The organism is Spirosoma koreense (assembly GCF_054777875.1).
In genome coordinates this window covers 915,053-931,918 of record NZ_BAAHAC010000022.1, presented here as the reverse complement: position 1 = coordinate 931,918, position 16,866 = coordinate 915,053, and the positions used below count along the sequence as shown (strand labels likewise).

General features: G+C 52.5%; 12 protein-coding genes. All 12 read right to left on the bottom strand.

Annotation, left to right across the window (positions count from 1 at the left end):
- Positions 1-24: 24 nt before the first annotated feature.
- Entirely contained in the window at positions 25-1,476 is a 1,452-nt protein-coding gene (locus ACYVC2_RS17125) for a RagB/SusD family nutrient uptake outer membrane protein (RefSeq protein ID WP_461103879.1), read from the bottom strand.
- Positions 1,477-1,538: 62 nt separating this feature from the next.
- Positions 1,539-5,039 carry a TonB-dependent receptor gene (locus ACYVC2_RS17120; protein WP_461103877.1) on the bottom strand — a complete coding sequence of 1,167 codons (3,501 nt, stop codon included), beginning with the start codon at positions 5,037-5,039 and terminating at the stop codon, positions 1,539-1,541.
- Positions 5,040-5,076: 37 nt separating this feature from the next.
- Complete coding sequence (locus ACYVC2_RS17115) at positions 5,077-6,141, bottom strand: FecR family protein (RefSeq protein WP_461103875.1); 1,065 nt, start codon at positions 6,139-6,141, stop codon at positions 5,077-5,079.
- Between the two features lie 161 nt (positions 6,142-6,302).
- Entirely contained in the window at positions 6,303-6,893 is a 591-nt protein-coding gene (locus tag ACYVC2_RS17110; RefSeq protein WP_461103873.1) for an RNA polymerase sigma factor, read from the bottom strand.
- Positions 6,894-6,966: 73 nt separating this feature from the next.
- Entirely contained in the window at positions 6,967-7,302 is a 336-nt protein-coding gene (locus tag ACYVC2_RS17105) for a hypothetical protein (protein ID WP_461103871.1), read from the bottom strand.
- Between the two features lie 49 nt (positions 7,303-7,351).
- The gene (locus tag ACYVC2_RS17100; protein ID WP_461103869.1) at positions 7,352-9,295 is read right to left on the bottom strand and encodes a sialate O-acetylesterase; all 1,944 of its coding nucleotides are present in this window, start codon (positions 9,293-9,295) and stop codon (positions 7,352-7,354) included.
- A gap of 63 nt (positions 9,296-9,358) precedes the next feature.
- Positions 9,359-10,420 carry an endo-1,4-beta-xylanase gene (locus ACYVC2_RS17095; protein WP_461103867.1) on the bottom strand — a complete coding sequence of 354 codons (1,062 nt, stop codon included), beginning with the start codon at positions 10,418-10,420 and terminating at the stop codon, positions 9,359-9,361.
- A 265-nt stretch (positions 10,421-10,685) separates the two neighbouring features.
- Complete coding sequence (locus ACYVC2_RS17090) at positions 10,686-11,756, bottom strand: glycoside hydrolase family 43 protein (protein ID WP_461103865.1); 1,071 nt, start codon at positions 11,754-11,756, stop codon at positions 10,686-10,688.
- Between the two features lie 144 nt (positions 11,757-11,900).
- A complete protein-coding gene (locus ACYVC2_RS17085) occupies positions 11,901-12,935 on the bottom strand; it encodes an endo-1,4-beta-xylanase (RefSeq protein ID WP_461107168.1) in 1,035 nt (344 codons plus the stop codon).
- 248 nt (positions 12,936-13,183) lie between these two features.
- Complete coding sequence (locus ACYVC2_RS17080; RefSeq protein ID WP_461103863.1) at positions 13,184-13,519, bottom strand: hypothetical protein; 336 nt, start codon at positions 13,517-13,519, stop codon at positions 13,184-13,186.
- Between the two features lie 28 nt (positions 13,520-13,547).
- The gene (locus tag ACYVC2_RS17075; RefSeq protein WP_461103861.1) at positions 13,548-15,470 is read right to left on the bottom strand and encodes an alpha/beta hydrolase-fold protein; all 1,923 of its coding nucleotides are present in this window, start codon (positions 15,468-15,470) and stop codon (positions 13,548-13,550) included.
- 172 nt (positions 15,471-15,642) lie between these two features.
- On the bottom strand, positions 15,643-16,761 hold the full coding sequence (locus ACYVC2_RS17070) for an alpha/beta hydrolase-fold protein (RefSeq protein ID WP_461103859.1): 1,119 nt from the start codon (positions 16,759-16,761) through the stop codon (positions 15,643-15,645).
- Positions 16,762-16,866 lie beyond the last annotated feature (105 nt).

Here is a 16,866-nt window from a genome sequence, read left to right as displayed (position 1 = left end):
TTTTCAAAAGACCGGTGATCAGGATTAGTACCCTGGGTTTTGCTGAATCTTCGTCCGATTAATATCGATTTGGCTTTGTGGAATTGGATCGACCAGGTTGTTCTCCGTGAGCACGTTCACCAGGCGTATCTGATCCTTTTTGCCGTTCAGTACCGGAATCGCCCGATCCGTGCGAACCAAATCGTACCAGCGTTGACCTTCAAAGGCAAACTCGACCCGACGCTCCTGCTCCATGGCCAGCCGAAAGGCCTGTTGGTTTGGAAGATCGGCTGCCGTTTTGCTGGGCAACCCCGCCCGGTTCCGGATACGGTTTAGATAAGTCAACGCTTCGCCATTGGCCTGATAGCCAACTTCGTTGATGCTTTCGGCGTACATCAGCAGAATGTCGGCATAGCGAATAACGGGGATGTTGTTTCCATTATCGTTAATGGTAGCAGGGGTGTCATAGTACTTCTTCACATAGTTGTAGGGAATCGTCTGACCGCTGGCATTCACGTAGGAAGTCGCCAGGGAAATATCCTTGCGCTTATCGCCCGCTTCGTAGGCATTCACCAGGTCGGCAGTGGGTTGGTTATTACCCCCTCCCCCAAACGCGATGACGGCATTGCCGGAGTTTTCAGGAGCAAAAGAGTTCGGCCAGGCGTTGCCTTCGCCGGAACCGCCCGATTTGTACTGCACGTCGAATACCGATTCCTTATTGTTTTTATTGGCTACTCTGAACACATCTGCATAATTCGGCAAAATGTCGTACACCCCTAAATCGATCACTTCTTTCAGCTTGGCAGCTGCCTGAGCATATTTTTTCTCAGTCAGGTAGACTTTCCCAAGCAGCCCCTTCGCAGCTCCTTTGGTGGCACGGCCTGTCTCCGCAGCGGCATACGAAACGGGTAAAACTCCCTCGGCATCCATCAGGTCTTTTTCAATTTGTGCGTACACATCGGCTTTCGGCGACCGACCGTAATTGTAGCCTTCGTCGGGATTCGAAATCGATTTCAGGATCAGGGGTACATCGCCAAAGGTGCGAACCAGATTGAAATAGACCAGTGCCCGAAGGAATTTTGTTTCGCCTACGTAACGGTTCTTTAACGTCTCATCCATCTTGACTCCGCCGATTTTATCCAGGATGGTATTATACCGGGCTATGGCCGAATAGCTGTCATTCCAGCGTCCGGAAATAAATGGGTTCGTCGTTCGGATGTAAAACCGATCGAACTCATCCTGATCGGTTACCGAGCCGGAAGCCGGCGGCACTGTGTTGTCGGAAGCAACGTCGCCAAAGACATAACTGTTTCCAAACACACCGCCCGACTGAAGCGAGGCATAGGCGCCATTTACCGCATTTTTAAAATCGTCGGCTGTCTGGTAAAAATTATCGGAGGTGGCCGATGAAATGGGCTTTAGATCCAGAAACTCTTTGCTGCAGGAGCTGAGAAACAGACTGGCCAGCAGGGATATGTATACTTTTTTTGCTTTCATTGTTGTCGTTTCGGTTTAGCCATGGCCTTGGCCCTGGGCAGTTAGGTCGTAAAAAGGCGTGTTTAAAAACCCAGGTTGAGACCAATCGTAAAGGTTTTTGCTAATGGATAGAAGCCGTAGTCAACCCCGCCAGTTAATGGGCCTTCGTAGTTGCTCACTTCGGGATTATAATTCAGGTATTTGGTCCAGGTATAAAGGTTCTGAGCCGTGACATACACCCGCGCCTGCTGGATTCTGGCTTTATTCAGCAGGGCTTTGGGCAGTTGATATCCCAGGCTAAGATTCTGAATCCGCAGGTACGAACCATCTTCAACCCAGCGGGAGGAAACGGCATTGTTATTCCCCGTTGTCCGGGCATTGGCGCGTGGGGTTACCCCATCGCCCGGATTACTTTCCGACCGCCAGCGCGTCAATACGGTTGTGATCTGATTGGCATTCCCTTCCAGGTTTTCAAAGAAACGTCGGCTCAGGTTCAGCACCTGTCCTCCCTGCGTTCCCTGAAGCGCCAGGCTTAGATCGAAGCCCTTGTAGCTGAAGCTGTTCGTCAGGCCATAAATGAATTTGGGCTGGTTGTTGCCGATCAGGGTTCGGTCGTCGGCCGTAATTTTACCATCTCCATTTACATCCTGAAATTTTACGTCGCCCGGTCTGGCCGTAGCATCATGTGGATAGCTGTCCAAATCGGCCTGGCTCTGGAAAATCCCGATTTGTTTGTAGCCATAAAAGCTGCCGATGGGCGATCCAATCTGGGTAATGTTCGTTTGATCGACCCCGCTGTTGCTCCGGATCGGGTCGCCCGTGGGCCCCAGCGCCAGCACTTTATTCCGGTTGAAGGACAGGTTCGCGCTGGTATTCCAGACAAAGGCCCCGGTCAGGTTACGGGTATTGAGCGCAAACTCCCAGCCTTTGTTTTCCATCTTGCCAATGTTTTTCACCGCCGAGGAAAAGCCCGTTACGGTGGGCACATTTACGGACAAAAGCAAGTCCTTGGTTATCCGCTGGTAGTAATCGACGATCAGGTAGATCCGGTTGCTGAGTAAGCCCAGATCAATACCCGCATCGAACTGCTGGCTCTTTTCCCAACCTAATTTGGCGTTACCCAGCGAACCGGGCGCTAACCCATTGACCAGCGCATTATTGAAGGAGTAATTGTCCGTCCGGAGGGTCGCTGCATAGGGATAGAAATCATTACCGAATGCATTGTTACCCGAGAATCCATACGCAACCCGAAGTTTACCCTCCGACAGGGCCTTAATCCCTTTCATGAAATTTTCTTCCGTAAAGCGCCAGCCGACCGAACCCGCCGGGAACGTCCCCCAGCGATTTTCGGGTCCGAAGATGGATGATCCATCCCGACGTACCGAAATATTGGCCAGATACCGGCTTTTGTAATTGTACGTAAGGCGGGCAAAGTAAGACGTAGAGGCATTGGCCCGTGCCGACGAGGTGATGGTCGACGTGGTTCCGTTGGCACTGGCGTTCAGGGTTTCGACAACGTCGTTCGCGTAGGAACTCCCCGTACCCAAACTGTACTGATACTGGTAGCGTGTCGACTCCATACCCACCAGTACATCCAGATTGTGGGCATCGTTGAAGGTTTTACTGTAGGTCAGGGTCTGGTTGAACAACCAGCTCAGGCCCTGCTCCGACTCGGCCCGACCAACCGCTGCGTTGGGTGGCAATAACTGGTTGAGCGGTATTCGCGAAGTCCGGTACCCATTCCGCCGATACCCTGTGTAATTGATGTTTCCCGACGCCCGGTATTTGAAGGCTTTCAGAAAGCTGTATTCCACATACGCGTTGGCCAGCAAGTTCGCCTGCTGATACTGACTGTGATTTTCCGTGATATTCGCGATGGGATTGGTTATCCCCGGATAGTTATAGGGGGCGGCCAGTTCGGTCTGCGACGAATACGTGGTTCCATCAGCCGCGTATATGGGCGCCATCGGCATGGCGGAGAGAGCCGCATTGATGATCCCGTTGTTGGCCCAGTGCCCTTCGGCCGTTACCTCCTGCTGTTGTTTAAACGAGGGGTTGATGTTCAGACCCACGCGCAAGTCAGGTGTGATATTGACGTCGACATTAGCCCGCAACGTATACCGGTCGAGCGTCGAGCCTTTGATGATTCCGTCCTGTTTGAGGTAGCCACCACTAATCAGATAACGTGCCTTGTCGGTACCGCCCGAAACGCCAAGCTGGTAATTACTGATGCTAGCCTTTCGGAAAATCATATCCTGGTAGTCATGGTAAGGTAGGTTAGCCACTCGGGTTGGATCGTCGAAGTTAAACCAGTCATACACTTCACCCCGCGGGTAGCGATAGCGCAGGTAGGACGTTGGTCGAGCGCTGTTGGGGTCATTGACCGAAGCGCCGGGTACATTGTCAATGTAGGCGTTATTGGACGATTCTTTACCAAATTCAGCAAACTGCTGTGAGTTGAGCAGGTCCAGCTTTTTAGTGACCTGCTGAAAGCCCGTGTAAACATCCAGACTGACGTTGGTTTTGCCATTCTTACCCCGTTTGGTTGTGACCAGAATCACCCCATTCGAGCCTTTGGACCCGTAAATAGCCGCCGAGGAAGCATCTTTCAATACATCGATACTTTCGATATCGTTACTGTTGAGCAGACTAAATACGTTGGCGTCTACGATGTTTCCATCCACAACGATCAGGGGCGTATTTCCGGCACTGATCGAACCGAAACCTCGAACCTTAATGGCAGGGGTGCTACCCGGTGTACCACTGGTTTGCTGAACGACAACCCCGGCAATTTTACCCTGCAGGGCCGTAGCTGCGTTCGACACGGGCATGTCCCTGATTTCGGACATCGGCACGGATGCAATCGCGGCCGTTACCGCTTCGCGCTTCTGCGTCCCATATCCCACCACCACTACTTCGTTCAGCGTTTTGTCGTCGTTGACCAGCTTGACCGTCACCTGAGTGCTGCTTCCCAGTGGAACCTCCTGACTCTGGTAGCCCACAAAGCTGAACACCAACACCGGCGATCCTTCCTCGGCAACCGACAGTCGAAACTGGCCCCGGGCATCGGTTGTCGTGCCGCGCTGGCTTCCCTTCACCACGACGCTAACGCCCGGCAGCCCCTCACCGGTATCGTCGGTGACCGTGCCGGTCACGATGCGGTCGGCCGGTGCGCTCACTGAAACCTGACGGGCCCTGGGTACAACGATCATGTCCGGACTGGACACGTTTAGCAGAATACGTTTACCGGTTAGCTGGTAACTCAACTGCAGGGGGCGCAGGAGTTTCTCAAGCACTGCCGATAGCCGCTCACCAGCCACCGTCAGTGAGACCTTGCGACCGGATTGGATCAGCCTGTCGCTATACATAAATTCAACATCGGCCTCGCGTTCAATGGCTTTCAGCATATTTTTTACGGTCACATTCTCCATCTGCAGGCTGATCTGGCGATCGAGTGGCGATTGGGCATCCACAGTGGTGGCATAGGCCATGCCCGCAAAAAAAAGGATGAGTATACAACCCTGAACCAGGGGGGCTTTTAGGAACAGTAGTGCAAAATCTCGTAAAGGTCGAGTTTGTTTCATCGGGTTATTTTTGAGTAAAAGGGTAAAAAAAATAGCGTTAGTAGCATCCTGGCGCGTTAATTACGATTTGAGCATCAACGATTTGGTAGGAAGCGTTTATGGTTTTGCAGATCAGGTCAAGTTTTTCCAGTAACGGCTCATCCTGAAATTTTGCCGTCAGCGTGCAGTGTTTCAGCAGTTGCTCGTCGAAGACGATGTCGATCCCGTAAGCCTCCTCCAACTGGGCAAAAACCTGGTTTACTGCGGTTTCATCGTAGACAAAAACATCGTTGGCAAAGTGGTGCCTGATAATGGTTGGATCAGGCCTGATTGATCGGTGGAAACTGCCCGCCTGACGATTAAAAACCACCTGCTGATTAGGCGTCAGCACAAGCCCGGGTACATCCCTGTTGATTTCCTCGGCACGTTCCCAATCATTTCGGGCAAAAACAGAGACTCGCCCTGTGCGTACGGCAACCTGCACATCTGTTTGATTTTCGAAGGCCTTTACCGTGAAACTGGTCCCTAACACCCGGGTGACCACTTCGTTCGCATGTACATAAAAAGGCCTGAGTGGATTTTTCTGTACGGTGAAAAAGGCTTCGCCCGTTAAATAGACTTCCCGTTTGTCTTCCGTACCCAGCTTGCTGAAACTGATGCGACTCGCGGGTTGCAGCCGTACAACACTCCCATCTGGCAGGCGCACGGATACGGGAGCTTGGGTGTTATTTACTTTCTCAATTAAAGCAATCGATGATGCCTGAACCAGCTGGCTGTAGATGGGCTGGCTGACCGTAGGGCGTGTTTCCCACGTTAGCCAGCCAATGACTGACGCGAGCAACAGCATAGCTGCAGCGCTCATCCACCAGACAAACTGGTTAGGTGACCAGGCGCTCAATGTGCGTTTTTGATGGGTTTGTAATCGAATCTGGTTGATCTGTTCCTCCAAATCTGCTTCCGGGATGTCCCGATACGGCTTAACCCCAAGGCCAAGAATGATCAGACTGGCCTGCCTGGCAATGTCCTGCTTATCGGAATGCTGCCTAAGCCAGTCATGCCAAAACTCCCACTCGGCAGGGGGACTTTCCTGGCGAGCCCAGCGGTTGAAGGACTCATCGGCCAAAAAATCTTCTAACTGGTAATCCTGGTAGTTTTTCATGAAGGAGTAAGCTAAAACCTAGCCTCTATAACCAACATGCAGTCGCCCTACCGATCCTACTGGATGGGATATGGATTTTTTTTGAAAAAATTGTGCGAGATTCTACCGCTTGACTATTCGGATCGTTACACCAGCAGGCCGAGTAGCCCCAGTAAAAAAGCCATATCGCCCTGCCAGGCGTTCCGCAGTTTTTGAAGAGCCTCGTGTAATATGTTGTAGACCGACTGGCGATTCAGGGACATGACCTCGGCGATCTGCTCATGGGTCAGATTCTGGTAGAATTTAAGGAAAATGACTTCTTTTTGCCGTCGGGAAAGTTGATTGAGCAACGTTTCCAGTTGCTGAGCCTGACCATGCGCCACTTCCTGGGTAATGAGTTTTGCTTCGATGGAGAATTCTACCTCGAAGTAATACGTATCATCGACGGGCGCCCAACTGGAACCCCATTTGGCTCGTCCCCGAAAGATGCGTCGACGAAGCGATTTAAGCAGATAAAATTTAACAAATTCCGTTTCGCTGACCGTTTTCCGTCGCTGCCAGAGTTCGACGAATACATCCTGAATACAGTCTTTAATGTATTCCTCATCGGGATCCAGACGAGTCCCATAGCGAAAAAGAGGTTGATAAAAGCGGAGAACAAGCTGATCGTAAGCAACGGTATCTCCTGTCCGGAATCGTTGCCAAAGAACATTATCATCCAACAGGTCGACGTTCATGGGCAGGCTTTTGGCTCAACTACCGGAAGTGAATTTTTAATTAATCTACTCAAAAATAGACGTGAACGCTGATTCAGTTTACCTCCTCTGTAAATTCATTAATACGCTCCTGTACATAACGAGCCAGCTGTTCGTGCATGAACCGCACCACAGCGCCCTCCGATCGATCCCGCCAGCTTCGGGCCAGGGCTGCCTGGTAAGCCAACCGGTTCAGAAATGGATAATACCTGCTTAGGTTTGTGGTATGGATGAACTCAGACAGTGGCTGGAGGCTAATCCGCCTTCGGCAGGAGAAAAAAATTTTCAGTGGGTCGACATTCCCCCGCATCTGGCTCCGCTCCTGGAACGGGTAATCGGTGAGCATCGGGAGGAGCACCCGAATAACGCCGAAGTGCTCCAGCTGATCCAAAAATGGGCAGCCGGTAATCGTGCGTAGTCGAATGCTCCTTTGGTCGTTCTCACTTATCGGTCCTGAATGGCGAAGCCGGTAAGCCCTCTTTGTTGTACAGGTTGGGGTTGACGGGGTTGTCGGCCCAGGCGTAGCGAACGTACTGCGGAGAAGGCACTTCATCGCTCCACACGATCACGTTGGCCCCCTCGATTTTAGCCTTCGCCCAGACAAATTTTTTGTCCGGGCCCGCAATGGCGAATTCAGCGGGCTCTTCGCCATCTTTGGTCGTCAATCCGCTACCAGCGTTCGAAAAGTTGATCACGATTTTATTGCCGTCAACCGTGGCCGATCGATATAGGGGTCCCGAATAAACAAGGTTTTCGCCGTAAGCCGTTTTCATAGCCGCCAGCGCCAGTCGTTCCCCCACATCTTTCTTATTATCCGGGTGAATGTCGTTCCATTCGCCCAGGTCGATGGCCACGACCATGGCTGTGTTGGCTACAGATAAGGCGTGGAGCTGGGCTTCCCGCAGCAGTGCCCAGTTGCTTTCCGTCGGCTGGTAATTGTACTCCATAAAGCCGGGAAGCTGCACGTACAGAAAGGGCAACGCACCCTGTTTCCAGCGACTTCGCCAGTCATTGATCAGGGCAGGCAGCAAGGCTGCGTACTCCTGCGGTTTACCGGCATTGCTTTCCCCCTGGTACCAGCAAAATCCTTTCAGCGCGTAGTTGATTTCCGGAGCGACCATCGCATTGTAGAGCGCTGTCGGCTGATTCTGCGCATTTAAGCCTCCACCAACGCTGCCACCGGCAGAGGGTCGATAGGCGACGCTTACTTTGTACTGCCAGGTGCCCTTCAGATCGACGGTATCGGCACCGGCGAAAATACAGTACGGTTTGTCGGGCACGAACCCGCCTTTTCCGGCCATGTTGGTGACCCGGACCACAAACACATTCTTCCCCGCTTTCAACAGGTCGGCGGGAACGGGGTATCGACGCTGTGGATACATGTACGTGGTTTTGCCAACCTGTTTGCCGTTGATGTAGAGTTCATCGGCATCTACGATCCGACCCAGGAACACCCGGGCGGGCTTGCCGGTCATCGAAGCGGGTATATCGACTTCCTTACGATACCACACCACACCGTTCAACTCGTTGATTCCCTGATCTTCCCAATAGCCCGGAACATTGATCGGACGCCAGCCTTTAGGCACATAAGAGGGCTCGTACCACTTTGTGCTGCCCGCAAGCCCCAAATCGGCGGGCGGAGCCGGGTTTCGGGGCGTTGTCGTTTGGCGTCGGGTGAGGCTGTTTGTATAAGTCGTGTCTTTATTCTTTTTGATGATGGCTTCGAGCGTCGAAAAATCGGTTAGCCCCGCTTCGCTCGTCCAGGCCTCGATGGGCGTGCCGCCCACACTGGCGTTGATAATCCCGATCGGTACATGGTATTTCTCGAACAATTTTCGGGCGAAAAAATAAGCTACTGCCGAGAACGGACGAACGTCTTCGCCGACGGCCGCTTTCCAGCGCGCATTCGGAACATCGGCCTGAGGTCCCTGTAAGTTGGTCAGGGTAGGAATCCAGAACTGGCGAATCTGGGGATAATTTGCGGTTGCAATATCGTTCGCGTACGTGACGTCATGAATATTCAGTTGGTGGACCATGTTGCTTTGTCCGCTGCAAAACCACACGTCGCCGACTAAAACATCCTTCAGCTGGCGTTGTGAGTTACCCGAAATGTCCATGGTGAATGGCCCTCCCGGCGGAGTCGGTGGCAGCTTTATCCGCCATTGGCCGCTGGCTTCCGTTACGGTTTTGTAGTTCTTGTTTTTGAACCGTACCGATATCCGCTCACCGGGCGTTGCCCATCCCCAGATGGTAAGCGGTACATCCCGTTGCAGCACCATGCCATCGCTGACCAGGGCGGGCAAACGAAGCTGAGCCTGCATCGGCGTCGACAGATGCAGGCTGATCATGAACAGACTAATGGTGCGGATGAATCGGAAGGACATTCGGTTATTTTTTCGGAATCTGGACATGTTCAGTACCGTCGAACACTACTTTTGGCTACATGCTCAAAATTTCACGACGCTTTCGTAGGCTTTCTTCGGCTTGCCGTTCTGATCGAACAGCAACGGGTAATCCTTGCGGCCCGGAACCGGAAAATTATCCAGCCAGGAGTAGCGGTCGGTCAGGTTCCAGAACGTAACGCCCGTGATCTTATCGCGGTGTTTACGGAAAACCTCGAACAGCATTTTGTAATGAGCCGCCTGTTTATCATCCATCTCCGGCGTAAACTCGCTCTTATCCGTATCACGACGTTCCCGGCGCTCGTGTTCTTTGGGATACACCGATATGTCAACTTCCGTGAACTGAATTTTCAGGCCCAGGCTGGCAAATTTGGTAATCGATTCCTCCAGCTCCTGCCGGGTCGGTTCATAGATGGACCAGTGCGCCTGTAAGCCTACCCCATTGATGGGTACTTTTTTGTCTTTCAGTTTCTTCAGCAGCTGGTAGATACGCTCCCGCTTCGAGGCATTTTCCGTATTGTAATCGTTGTAAAACAACTGCGCCGATGGGTCGGCTTCGTGCGCGTACTGAAACGCTTTTTCGATGTAATCCTCCCCGATGATCTCGTAGAATCTGGACTTACGGTACACACCCTTGCCGGTATCCGGAACGGCTTCGTTGACGACATCCCAGGCGTAAATCTTCCCTTTATACCGCCCCATGACGTCGGTAATGTGCTTTTTCAGCCGGGCCAGCAACACCTCACGGCTCACGGTTTTGCCGGTCGAGTCGGTAAACAGCCAGCGGGGTGTCTGATTGTGCCAGCAAAGCGTATGTCCCCGCAGTTTGATGTTATTCTGCTGGGCGAATTCAGCAATGGCGTCGGCATCCTTCCAGTTGTAGCGATTTTCTTCGGGATGGATCGGCCCCATTTTCATCGCATTTTCGGGCGTCATGCTGTTGAACTGAGCCTTGATCAACTCAGCATCGGGGCCAGGCTGCACCATCCGGGGGTTGACGGCCACTCCAATGGGGAAATAATTTTTGTAGTAATCTTTCAGCCCTTTTTCGGGTGCCACAAAGGCAACTGTCAGGGCAATCAGGGCATAGGAGCTGAGTTTGTTCATGAGGTTAAGATTTAGGGTTTTCTGACAGGATTGACAGTCAGGCCGACGCTTCGGATTTTCAGGGTTGTTAAGGACCTGTTTAAGATTTTGCGAATAACTAGCAAGGAGCTTTTTGTCATCCCGACGAAGGAGGGACCTTCGATTACAACCAGTAAAATATCCATTCCCGAAGTTCCCTCCTTCGTCGGGATGACAGAATAAATCGCCGTCAAATCATGTCAATCCGAAGCGTCGGCCCGGCTGTTCATCCTGTCGAAAAGAACGCTTACTTATACGCGTCGATCGGCTTAATCGTACCGTCGGGATTGTAGGTCAGCTCGGTTACTTTCACATTCCGCAGGTGGGTTTTTCCGGAGAGCTGAACGTCGTGGTAGAACAGGTACCACTTGTCGCCCACCTGTACGATGGAGTGGTGGTTGGTCCAGCCGAGAACGGGTTTGAGCAGAACACCCTGATACGTAAAGGGACCGTACGGATTGTTGCCGATGGCGTAGCAGAGATTGTGCGTATCGCCGGTTGAGTACGAGAAATAGTACTTACCCTTGTATTTGTGTAGCCAGGCCGCTTCGAAAAAGCGTTTGTCATTGTCTTTCTCCAGAAACGGTTTGCCCGCCTTATCCAGCAACTGCACCTCCCGAACGGGCTCGGCGAATGATTTCATGTCGGCGCTCAGCCGGGCTACGCGGGGCAGGTAAGCCACCTGGTCTTTCTGCTTCAACGCACCTTTGGGGTTGTATTGATTCTTATCCCACCGTTGCAACTGACCGCCCCAGATGCCACCAAAATACAGATACGCCTTGCCGTCGGTATCCTGAAAAACGGTGGGGTCGATGCTGTAGCTTCCTTTAATGGGAGTGGGTTCCGGCTTGAACGGGCCTGTTGGGCTCTTGCTAGTCGCTACGCCGATCCGAAACACATCCTGCTTGTCTTTCACCGGAAAATAAAGGTAATACGTGCCGTTTTTGTAGGTCGCGTCCGGCGCCCACAGCTGGCGGCCCGCCCAGGGAATGTCTTTGATGTCGAGCGCGATGCCGTTGTCTTTCACAGGGCCCCCGATCCTGTCCATCGACAACACGTGGTAGTCGCGCATGGCGAAATGACCACCTTCATCGTCCTCCTTGACATTCTTCGCATCGACGTCGTGGGAGGGATAGATATAAATTTTGCCGTTAAAGACGTGGGCCGATGGGTCAGCGGTGTAAATGTGCGATACAAGGGGCTTATCCTTCGGCGTTTTCCCCCCGTTGGTCTGCGCAAGTGTGGTTAGCGAGCAGCCCGTCAGAGCGGCCAGCGTGATGGTTTTGTACGATCGTTGTATAAGAGATTGGTATATCATTCTAATAAACTGTTTAAACTTCTGTCTTGCTATTGTTTTTGTCATCCCGAGAAACGAGGGACCTTCGCTAGCGGCAATCTTTTACGTACTACCCGAAGATCCCTCGTTCCTCGGGATGACAAAAACAGATTACTAAACTGAGCCTCACTTCGTCAGGGCGATGACCTTCCCGAAAGCGGGTTTGGGCTGGTTGTTGCGGTCGAACAACAGCGGATAGCTGGTTCGGCCCCGGATTGGCCAGTTGTTCAGCCAGCTATCGCCATCGTTGACGCCCCAGAACGTAACCCGGCTGATCTTGTCCTTATGCTTCAGAAACAGCCTGAACAAGGCTTCGTAATCGGCGGCTAACTGCTGTTGCACCGAATCGGGTAAGCCCGCAGCATACGGATTCGACTGCTCATTGGCCACCATCCGCTGGCCTACGTCGGCCCCCTGAAAATTGCGGGGCAGCACTTCGATATCCAGCTCGGTAAACATCACTTTCAGGCCCAGTGCCGCGTATTGATTGATGCTTTCTTCAATGTCGGCCAGGGGTATTTTGCCGACGTGCCAGTGCCCCTGAATGCCGACGCCATCGATGCGCACACCAGCCGCCTGCACTTTTTTGATCAGGTTGATGCAGCCAGCCCGCTTGGCGGGTTGTTCGTTGTTGTAATCGTTGTAGTACAGCTCCGATTTGGGCGACGACTGTTGCGCCAGCCGAAATGCTTCCGTGATATAATCGTCGCCGAGGTATTGCAGAAAAACTGATTTCCGCAGGGTTCCATCCTCATTGAGCGCTTCGTTGACAACATCCCACGAAAACACTTTCCCGTCGTAGCGTCCGGCAACGGTTTTGATATGGTTGGTGAAAAACGTTCGGATCGAATCCTGACTATGGATTCCCCGGACGAAGAGGGGCAGTTGGCTGTGCCAGATCAGCGTATGACCGTTGATCCTGATGTTGTGTTTCCGGCCAAATTCCACCAGTTTGTCCGCCATCTCAAAGTTGTATGTATCCCAGGCCGGATGGATTGGCCCGGCCTTCATGACGTTCTCGGGCGTTGCTGCATTGAACTGGCGCTCGATAAACGCGGTAGTTTGCGGGTCCCGTTCATCGATCTGGGCATTGTTGAGCGCGGTACCGATCAGGAAGTCTTTTTTAAATTTATCCTTCAGCGAGGGGATCGTCTGCGCCATAGCGCTACCGTGCTCCGTAGTGGCGCTCGCCAGCAACAAGAGCGCCGTACTCAGGGAAGTGATGGATTTGTTTGATAGCATAACGGATTGCGTTTCGAGCTGAGCTATTTTCTTTACAGTGGAGCATTTAAACAGACGAACTTTTTGTCATCCCGACGGCAGGAGGGATCTTCGGGAAGGCACTATAGTCTAGTCTCCAAAGATCTCTCCTGCCGTCGGGATGACAAAAAACGCTGGTAAAGCAAACCTTACTGTTTGGCAAGCTTCATCTCACCCCGCTCACTTTTCACAACTAGCTCTTTGTCAGACACCAATTCGCCCGTATAACTCATTTTACGGTCATTGAAGGAGATAGTGTACGAGATCTTCTTGCCATCGACAGTACCTTCCTGTATGGGTGATTCGCCAAATTGGGTTTTCCAGGTTCCTGTCAATTTATTGCCTTCTACCTTAAAAGTATAGTTGACCTCAAACGTGCCGTTTGGTGTTTCCCGGCTACCTTTCCAGCTGCCATCAATCGGGTTCTGAGCAAATGCCGTCAGGCTGATAATTGCCAGGAATAAAGAAAAAAGTAACGTTTTCATGGTGAAAAATCGGGGTTTAGTTAACCATTTATTTAAAAAGTAATTGTGAAAATCCGAATAGATCGTGCCGCCAGACGGGCCAGGTATGCCCACCCGCATACTCGCTGTACTGATATTTGACGCCCATCTCGTCGAACTTCTTCATCATGATCTGACAGTTCTGGTAGGCGATGTCTTCCTTACCGCCCATCGAAATCCAGAGATTTTTCAGATTACCGTTGATGGTGCTGACGTTCTCTTTCATGAAGGCATATTGCGGATCGGACAACTTGGGATTGTTGGCAAACCAGCCCGAGCTGAAGACCCCGAGCGACGAAAACAGACCGGTATTTTTGATGCCCGCGTACAACGTCTGCAAACCACCCAACGACAGCCCGGCGAGTGCCCGGTTTTTCGCGTCGGTCTCGACCCGGAAATTGCTTTCGACAAAGGGAATCGCGCCCAGTTTGAGTTCGTTTTCGAAAGCCCGCAGCGCGTTCTCGTTGAAGCCCGCCAGCCCCCCGTTGCTCACGTTGCCGTCGAGCATCACGATCAGCATGGGTTTCGCCTTTCCTGCGGCTATCAGGTTATCCAGAATCAGGTCCGTTTTGCCCTGTGTGGCCCATCCCCGCTGGTCCTCTCCCCCACCGTGCAGCAAATACAGCACCGGGTATGTTGAGTTCGATTTGTCGTAGCCGGGTGGTGTATAGACGTACATTTCGCGCCAGGAATTCGTGGCTTTCGACAGGTAGCGTTTGATGCGAATGTCGCCGTGTGGAACGTCCTTCATCGCGTAGTAGGCGCCGTCTTTGTCCGGAATTTCGATACCGCTGGCCATGCGGCTCATGCCGTAGAACGATTCACTCGCCGGATCGGCCACGGGTACCCCATCGATCAGCAGGGAGTAGTAGTGAAAACCACGACTGACTGAATCGGTCGTCACGCTCCAGAATCCGGCCGTATCTTTCGCCATGTCGTACTTCTTGCCCAGGTCGATCTGCACTTTCTGCGCATCGGGCGCTTTGACCCGAAAGACGACCCGGTTATCAGGCAGAATCTGCGGGTATCTGGCCGAACGGACATTGGTCGATGCTGACGACCCAAGCACCGTGTATTTTGTCAACGTGGAGGCATCGACCGGCTTGAACAGGAATTGGGAGAACATATACAACCCGTTTTTCCAGACTTTGAAGTCATGGACGCCCGGCTCAACGTAGTAGATGTGGGGTACGTTGTTCTGGTAGAGATAGTCATGGGTGCGTTTGCTGAAGCCGATCAGTCCATCGTTGTCTCCGCACGAGATCCAGAGCAGCTTGAGTTTCTTTTTGGCTTCTTCCGGGTTGGGTACCAGCTCTTCGGGACGTTTCGTATTGGGTGCTGACGAAAACCCACCGACCCAGGCGAATTTGTCCAGATTACCCAGCCCAAAGTTCAGCGATTGCCCGCCCCCCATCGACAGCCCCGCAATGGCGCGGTGCTCCCGGTCGGTCAGCGTCGAATAGTTTTTTTCGATGTAGGGAATCAGGTCCGTCAGCAAATCCTTCTCGAAGGTCGCAAAGGCCTGAACCTTGTCGGGCGCCATGATATTTCCCGTAGCCCGGTCGTCTTTCATGGCTCGCCCGTTGGGCATCACCACAATCATGGGCTCCAGTTTTTTGTCGGCGTACAGATTGTTCAGAATGACCTGTGGCTGGCCTCCCCGGAGCCATTCTTTTTCGTCGCCCCCGATGCCGTGCAGCAGATACAGAACCGGATATTTTTTCTTTTTGGAATAGCCCGGTGGCGTATAGATCAACGCTTTCCGGGTAGTGCCTACGGTTTTCGACACGTACTGAATCGAATCCAGCTTCCCCGTGGCAATGCCCGTGCGCACCTGGTCGAATCCGGTAGGGGCTTCCTTCTCAATGGTCTGGGCGTAGGTGCTGGCGCCGAGCAAACCTACGGTAACCAGTACGTATATAAATCGCTTCATTCGTGTGTGTCGTTTTTTTGATTAGTGCCAATTCTTTTGTTGAGTTTTTTTATCATTCCGACGCCAGGAGGAATCTTCGGGAATAGCCGAAAAATACCCTCATCCGAAGATTCCTCCTGGCGTCGGAATGACAAAAAAAGTTAGTTTTTGAAAATTAAACCGGCGTACTGCTTCAGTGACCGTCGCCAGGTTTGCCACTCGTGCGACGTACCCGGCGACTCGTAATACACGTGCCGAATGCCTGCTTTTCCAGGGCTTCGTGGAATCCCTTTACGCCCGTGTACATCCGTTCCGGCTCTTTGGTACCGATACTTACGTAAACCACTTTCATTTTTTTATTGAACGCGTCCGGATCGGCCCATGCCCCGTCGTAGAGTTGCTTGATATCACTGCCGGGCTGCATTCGACCCGCTCCGCTGAAGCCGCCGATGTACGCAAATTTGTCGAGGTTGGTCATCGTAGTCTGAAATGTCTGGAAGCCCCCCATCGACAGCCCCGCCATGGCCCGGTTGTTGCGATCCGTCAGCGTGCGGAACGATTTATCAATCATCGGAATGACTTCTTTGACCAGCACCTCCGGGAAAACATTGCTGGTCATATTGCCGGGTCCGCTGCCGGACGTACTGACGGGTCTGGTGGGGTCGGTGGCGTAGCCCCGCTCCATCACCACGATCATGGGAGTTGCCTTCCCCTCCGCAATCAGGTTATCCAGAATAAAATCCATTTTGCCCTGGTTTGGCCAGCCGGTTTCGTCTTCGCCCGCACCATGTTGCAGATACAGCACCGGATACCGTTTTTTCGGATTCTCGTCGTAGCCGGGGGGCGTGTAGACGTTGGCCCGGCGCCACGCTTTGGTCATGTCGGAATAGTAATTAACCGAACGGACCTGGCCATGCGGGACGTTCTGGGCCTGGTAATAGGCCATATCCTTGTCCGGAATGTCGATGCCGCTCGCCATCCGGCCCATGCCGTAGAATGTCTGACTCGACGGGTCGCAAAGCGGAACCCCGTCAACAACCAGTGAGTAGTAGTGAAATCCTTCAGGAATGGGGTCGGTTGTTACAGTCCAGAAACCACTGGTGTCTTTCACCATATCGTATTTTTTACCCAAATCCATCTGCACTTTCTGGGCATCCGGGGCTTTGACCCGAAACGCGACGCGGTTGTCGGGCAGTAGTTGCGGGTATTTCTGCCCCGGAATATTAGTCGGCGCCGGAACGCCAGCGGTCTGGGCCTGCGCCCCAAGGCTCAGCACCACCGCACTCAGCAGTAAAGCGATTCGTTTTTTCATGATACAGGATTTAGGCGTAACAAGGTTTTTGTCATTCCGACGATAGGAGGAATCTTCGGATGAGGATATTTTTTAGCTATTACCGAAGATTCCTCCTATCGTCGG

Coding starts and splice junctions, on each gene's coding strand:
- ACYVC2_RS17125 (WP_461103879.1), bottom strand. CDS start 1,476: ATGAAAGCAAAAAAAGTATACATATCCCTGCTGGCCAGTCTGTTTCTC.
- ACYVC2_RS17120 (WP_461103877.1), bottom strand. CDS start 5,039: ATGAAACAAACTCGACCTTTACGAGATTTTGCACTACTGTTCCTAAAA.
- ACYVC2_RS17110 (WP_461103873.1), bottom strand. CDS start 6,893: ATGAACGTCGACCTGTTGGATGATAATGTTCTTTGGCAACGATTCCGG.
- ACYVC2_RS17100 (WP_461103869.1), bottom strand. CDS start 9,295: ATGTCCTTCCGATTCATCCGCACCATTAGTCTGTTCATGATCAGCCTG.
- ACYVC2_RS17095 (WP_461103867.1), bottom strand. CDS start 10,420: ATGAACAAACTCAGCTCCTATGCCCTGATTGCCCTGACAGTTGCCTTT.
- ACYVC2_RS17090 (WP_461103865.1), bottom strand. CDS start 11,756: ATGATATACCAATCTCTTATACAACGATCGTACAAAACCATCACGCTG.
- ACYVC2_RS17085 (WP_461107168.1), bottom strand. CDS start 12,935: ATGGCGCAGACGATCCCCTCGCTGAAGGATAAATTTAAAAAAGACTTC.
- ACYVC2_RS17080 (WP_461103863.1), bottom strand. CDS start 13,519: ATGAAAACGTTACTTTTTTCTTTATTCCTGGCAATTATCAGCCTGACG.
- ACYVC2_RS17075 (WP_461103861.1), bottom strand. CDS start 15,470: ATGAAGCGATTTATATACGTACTGGTTACCGTAGGTTTGCTCGGCGCC.
- ACYVC2_RS17070 (WP_461103859.1), bottom strand. CDS start 16,761: ATGAAAAAACGAATCGCTTTACTGCTGAGTGCGGTGGTGCTGAGCCTT.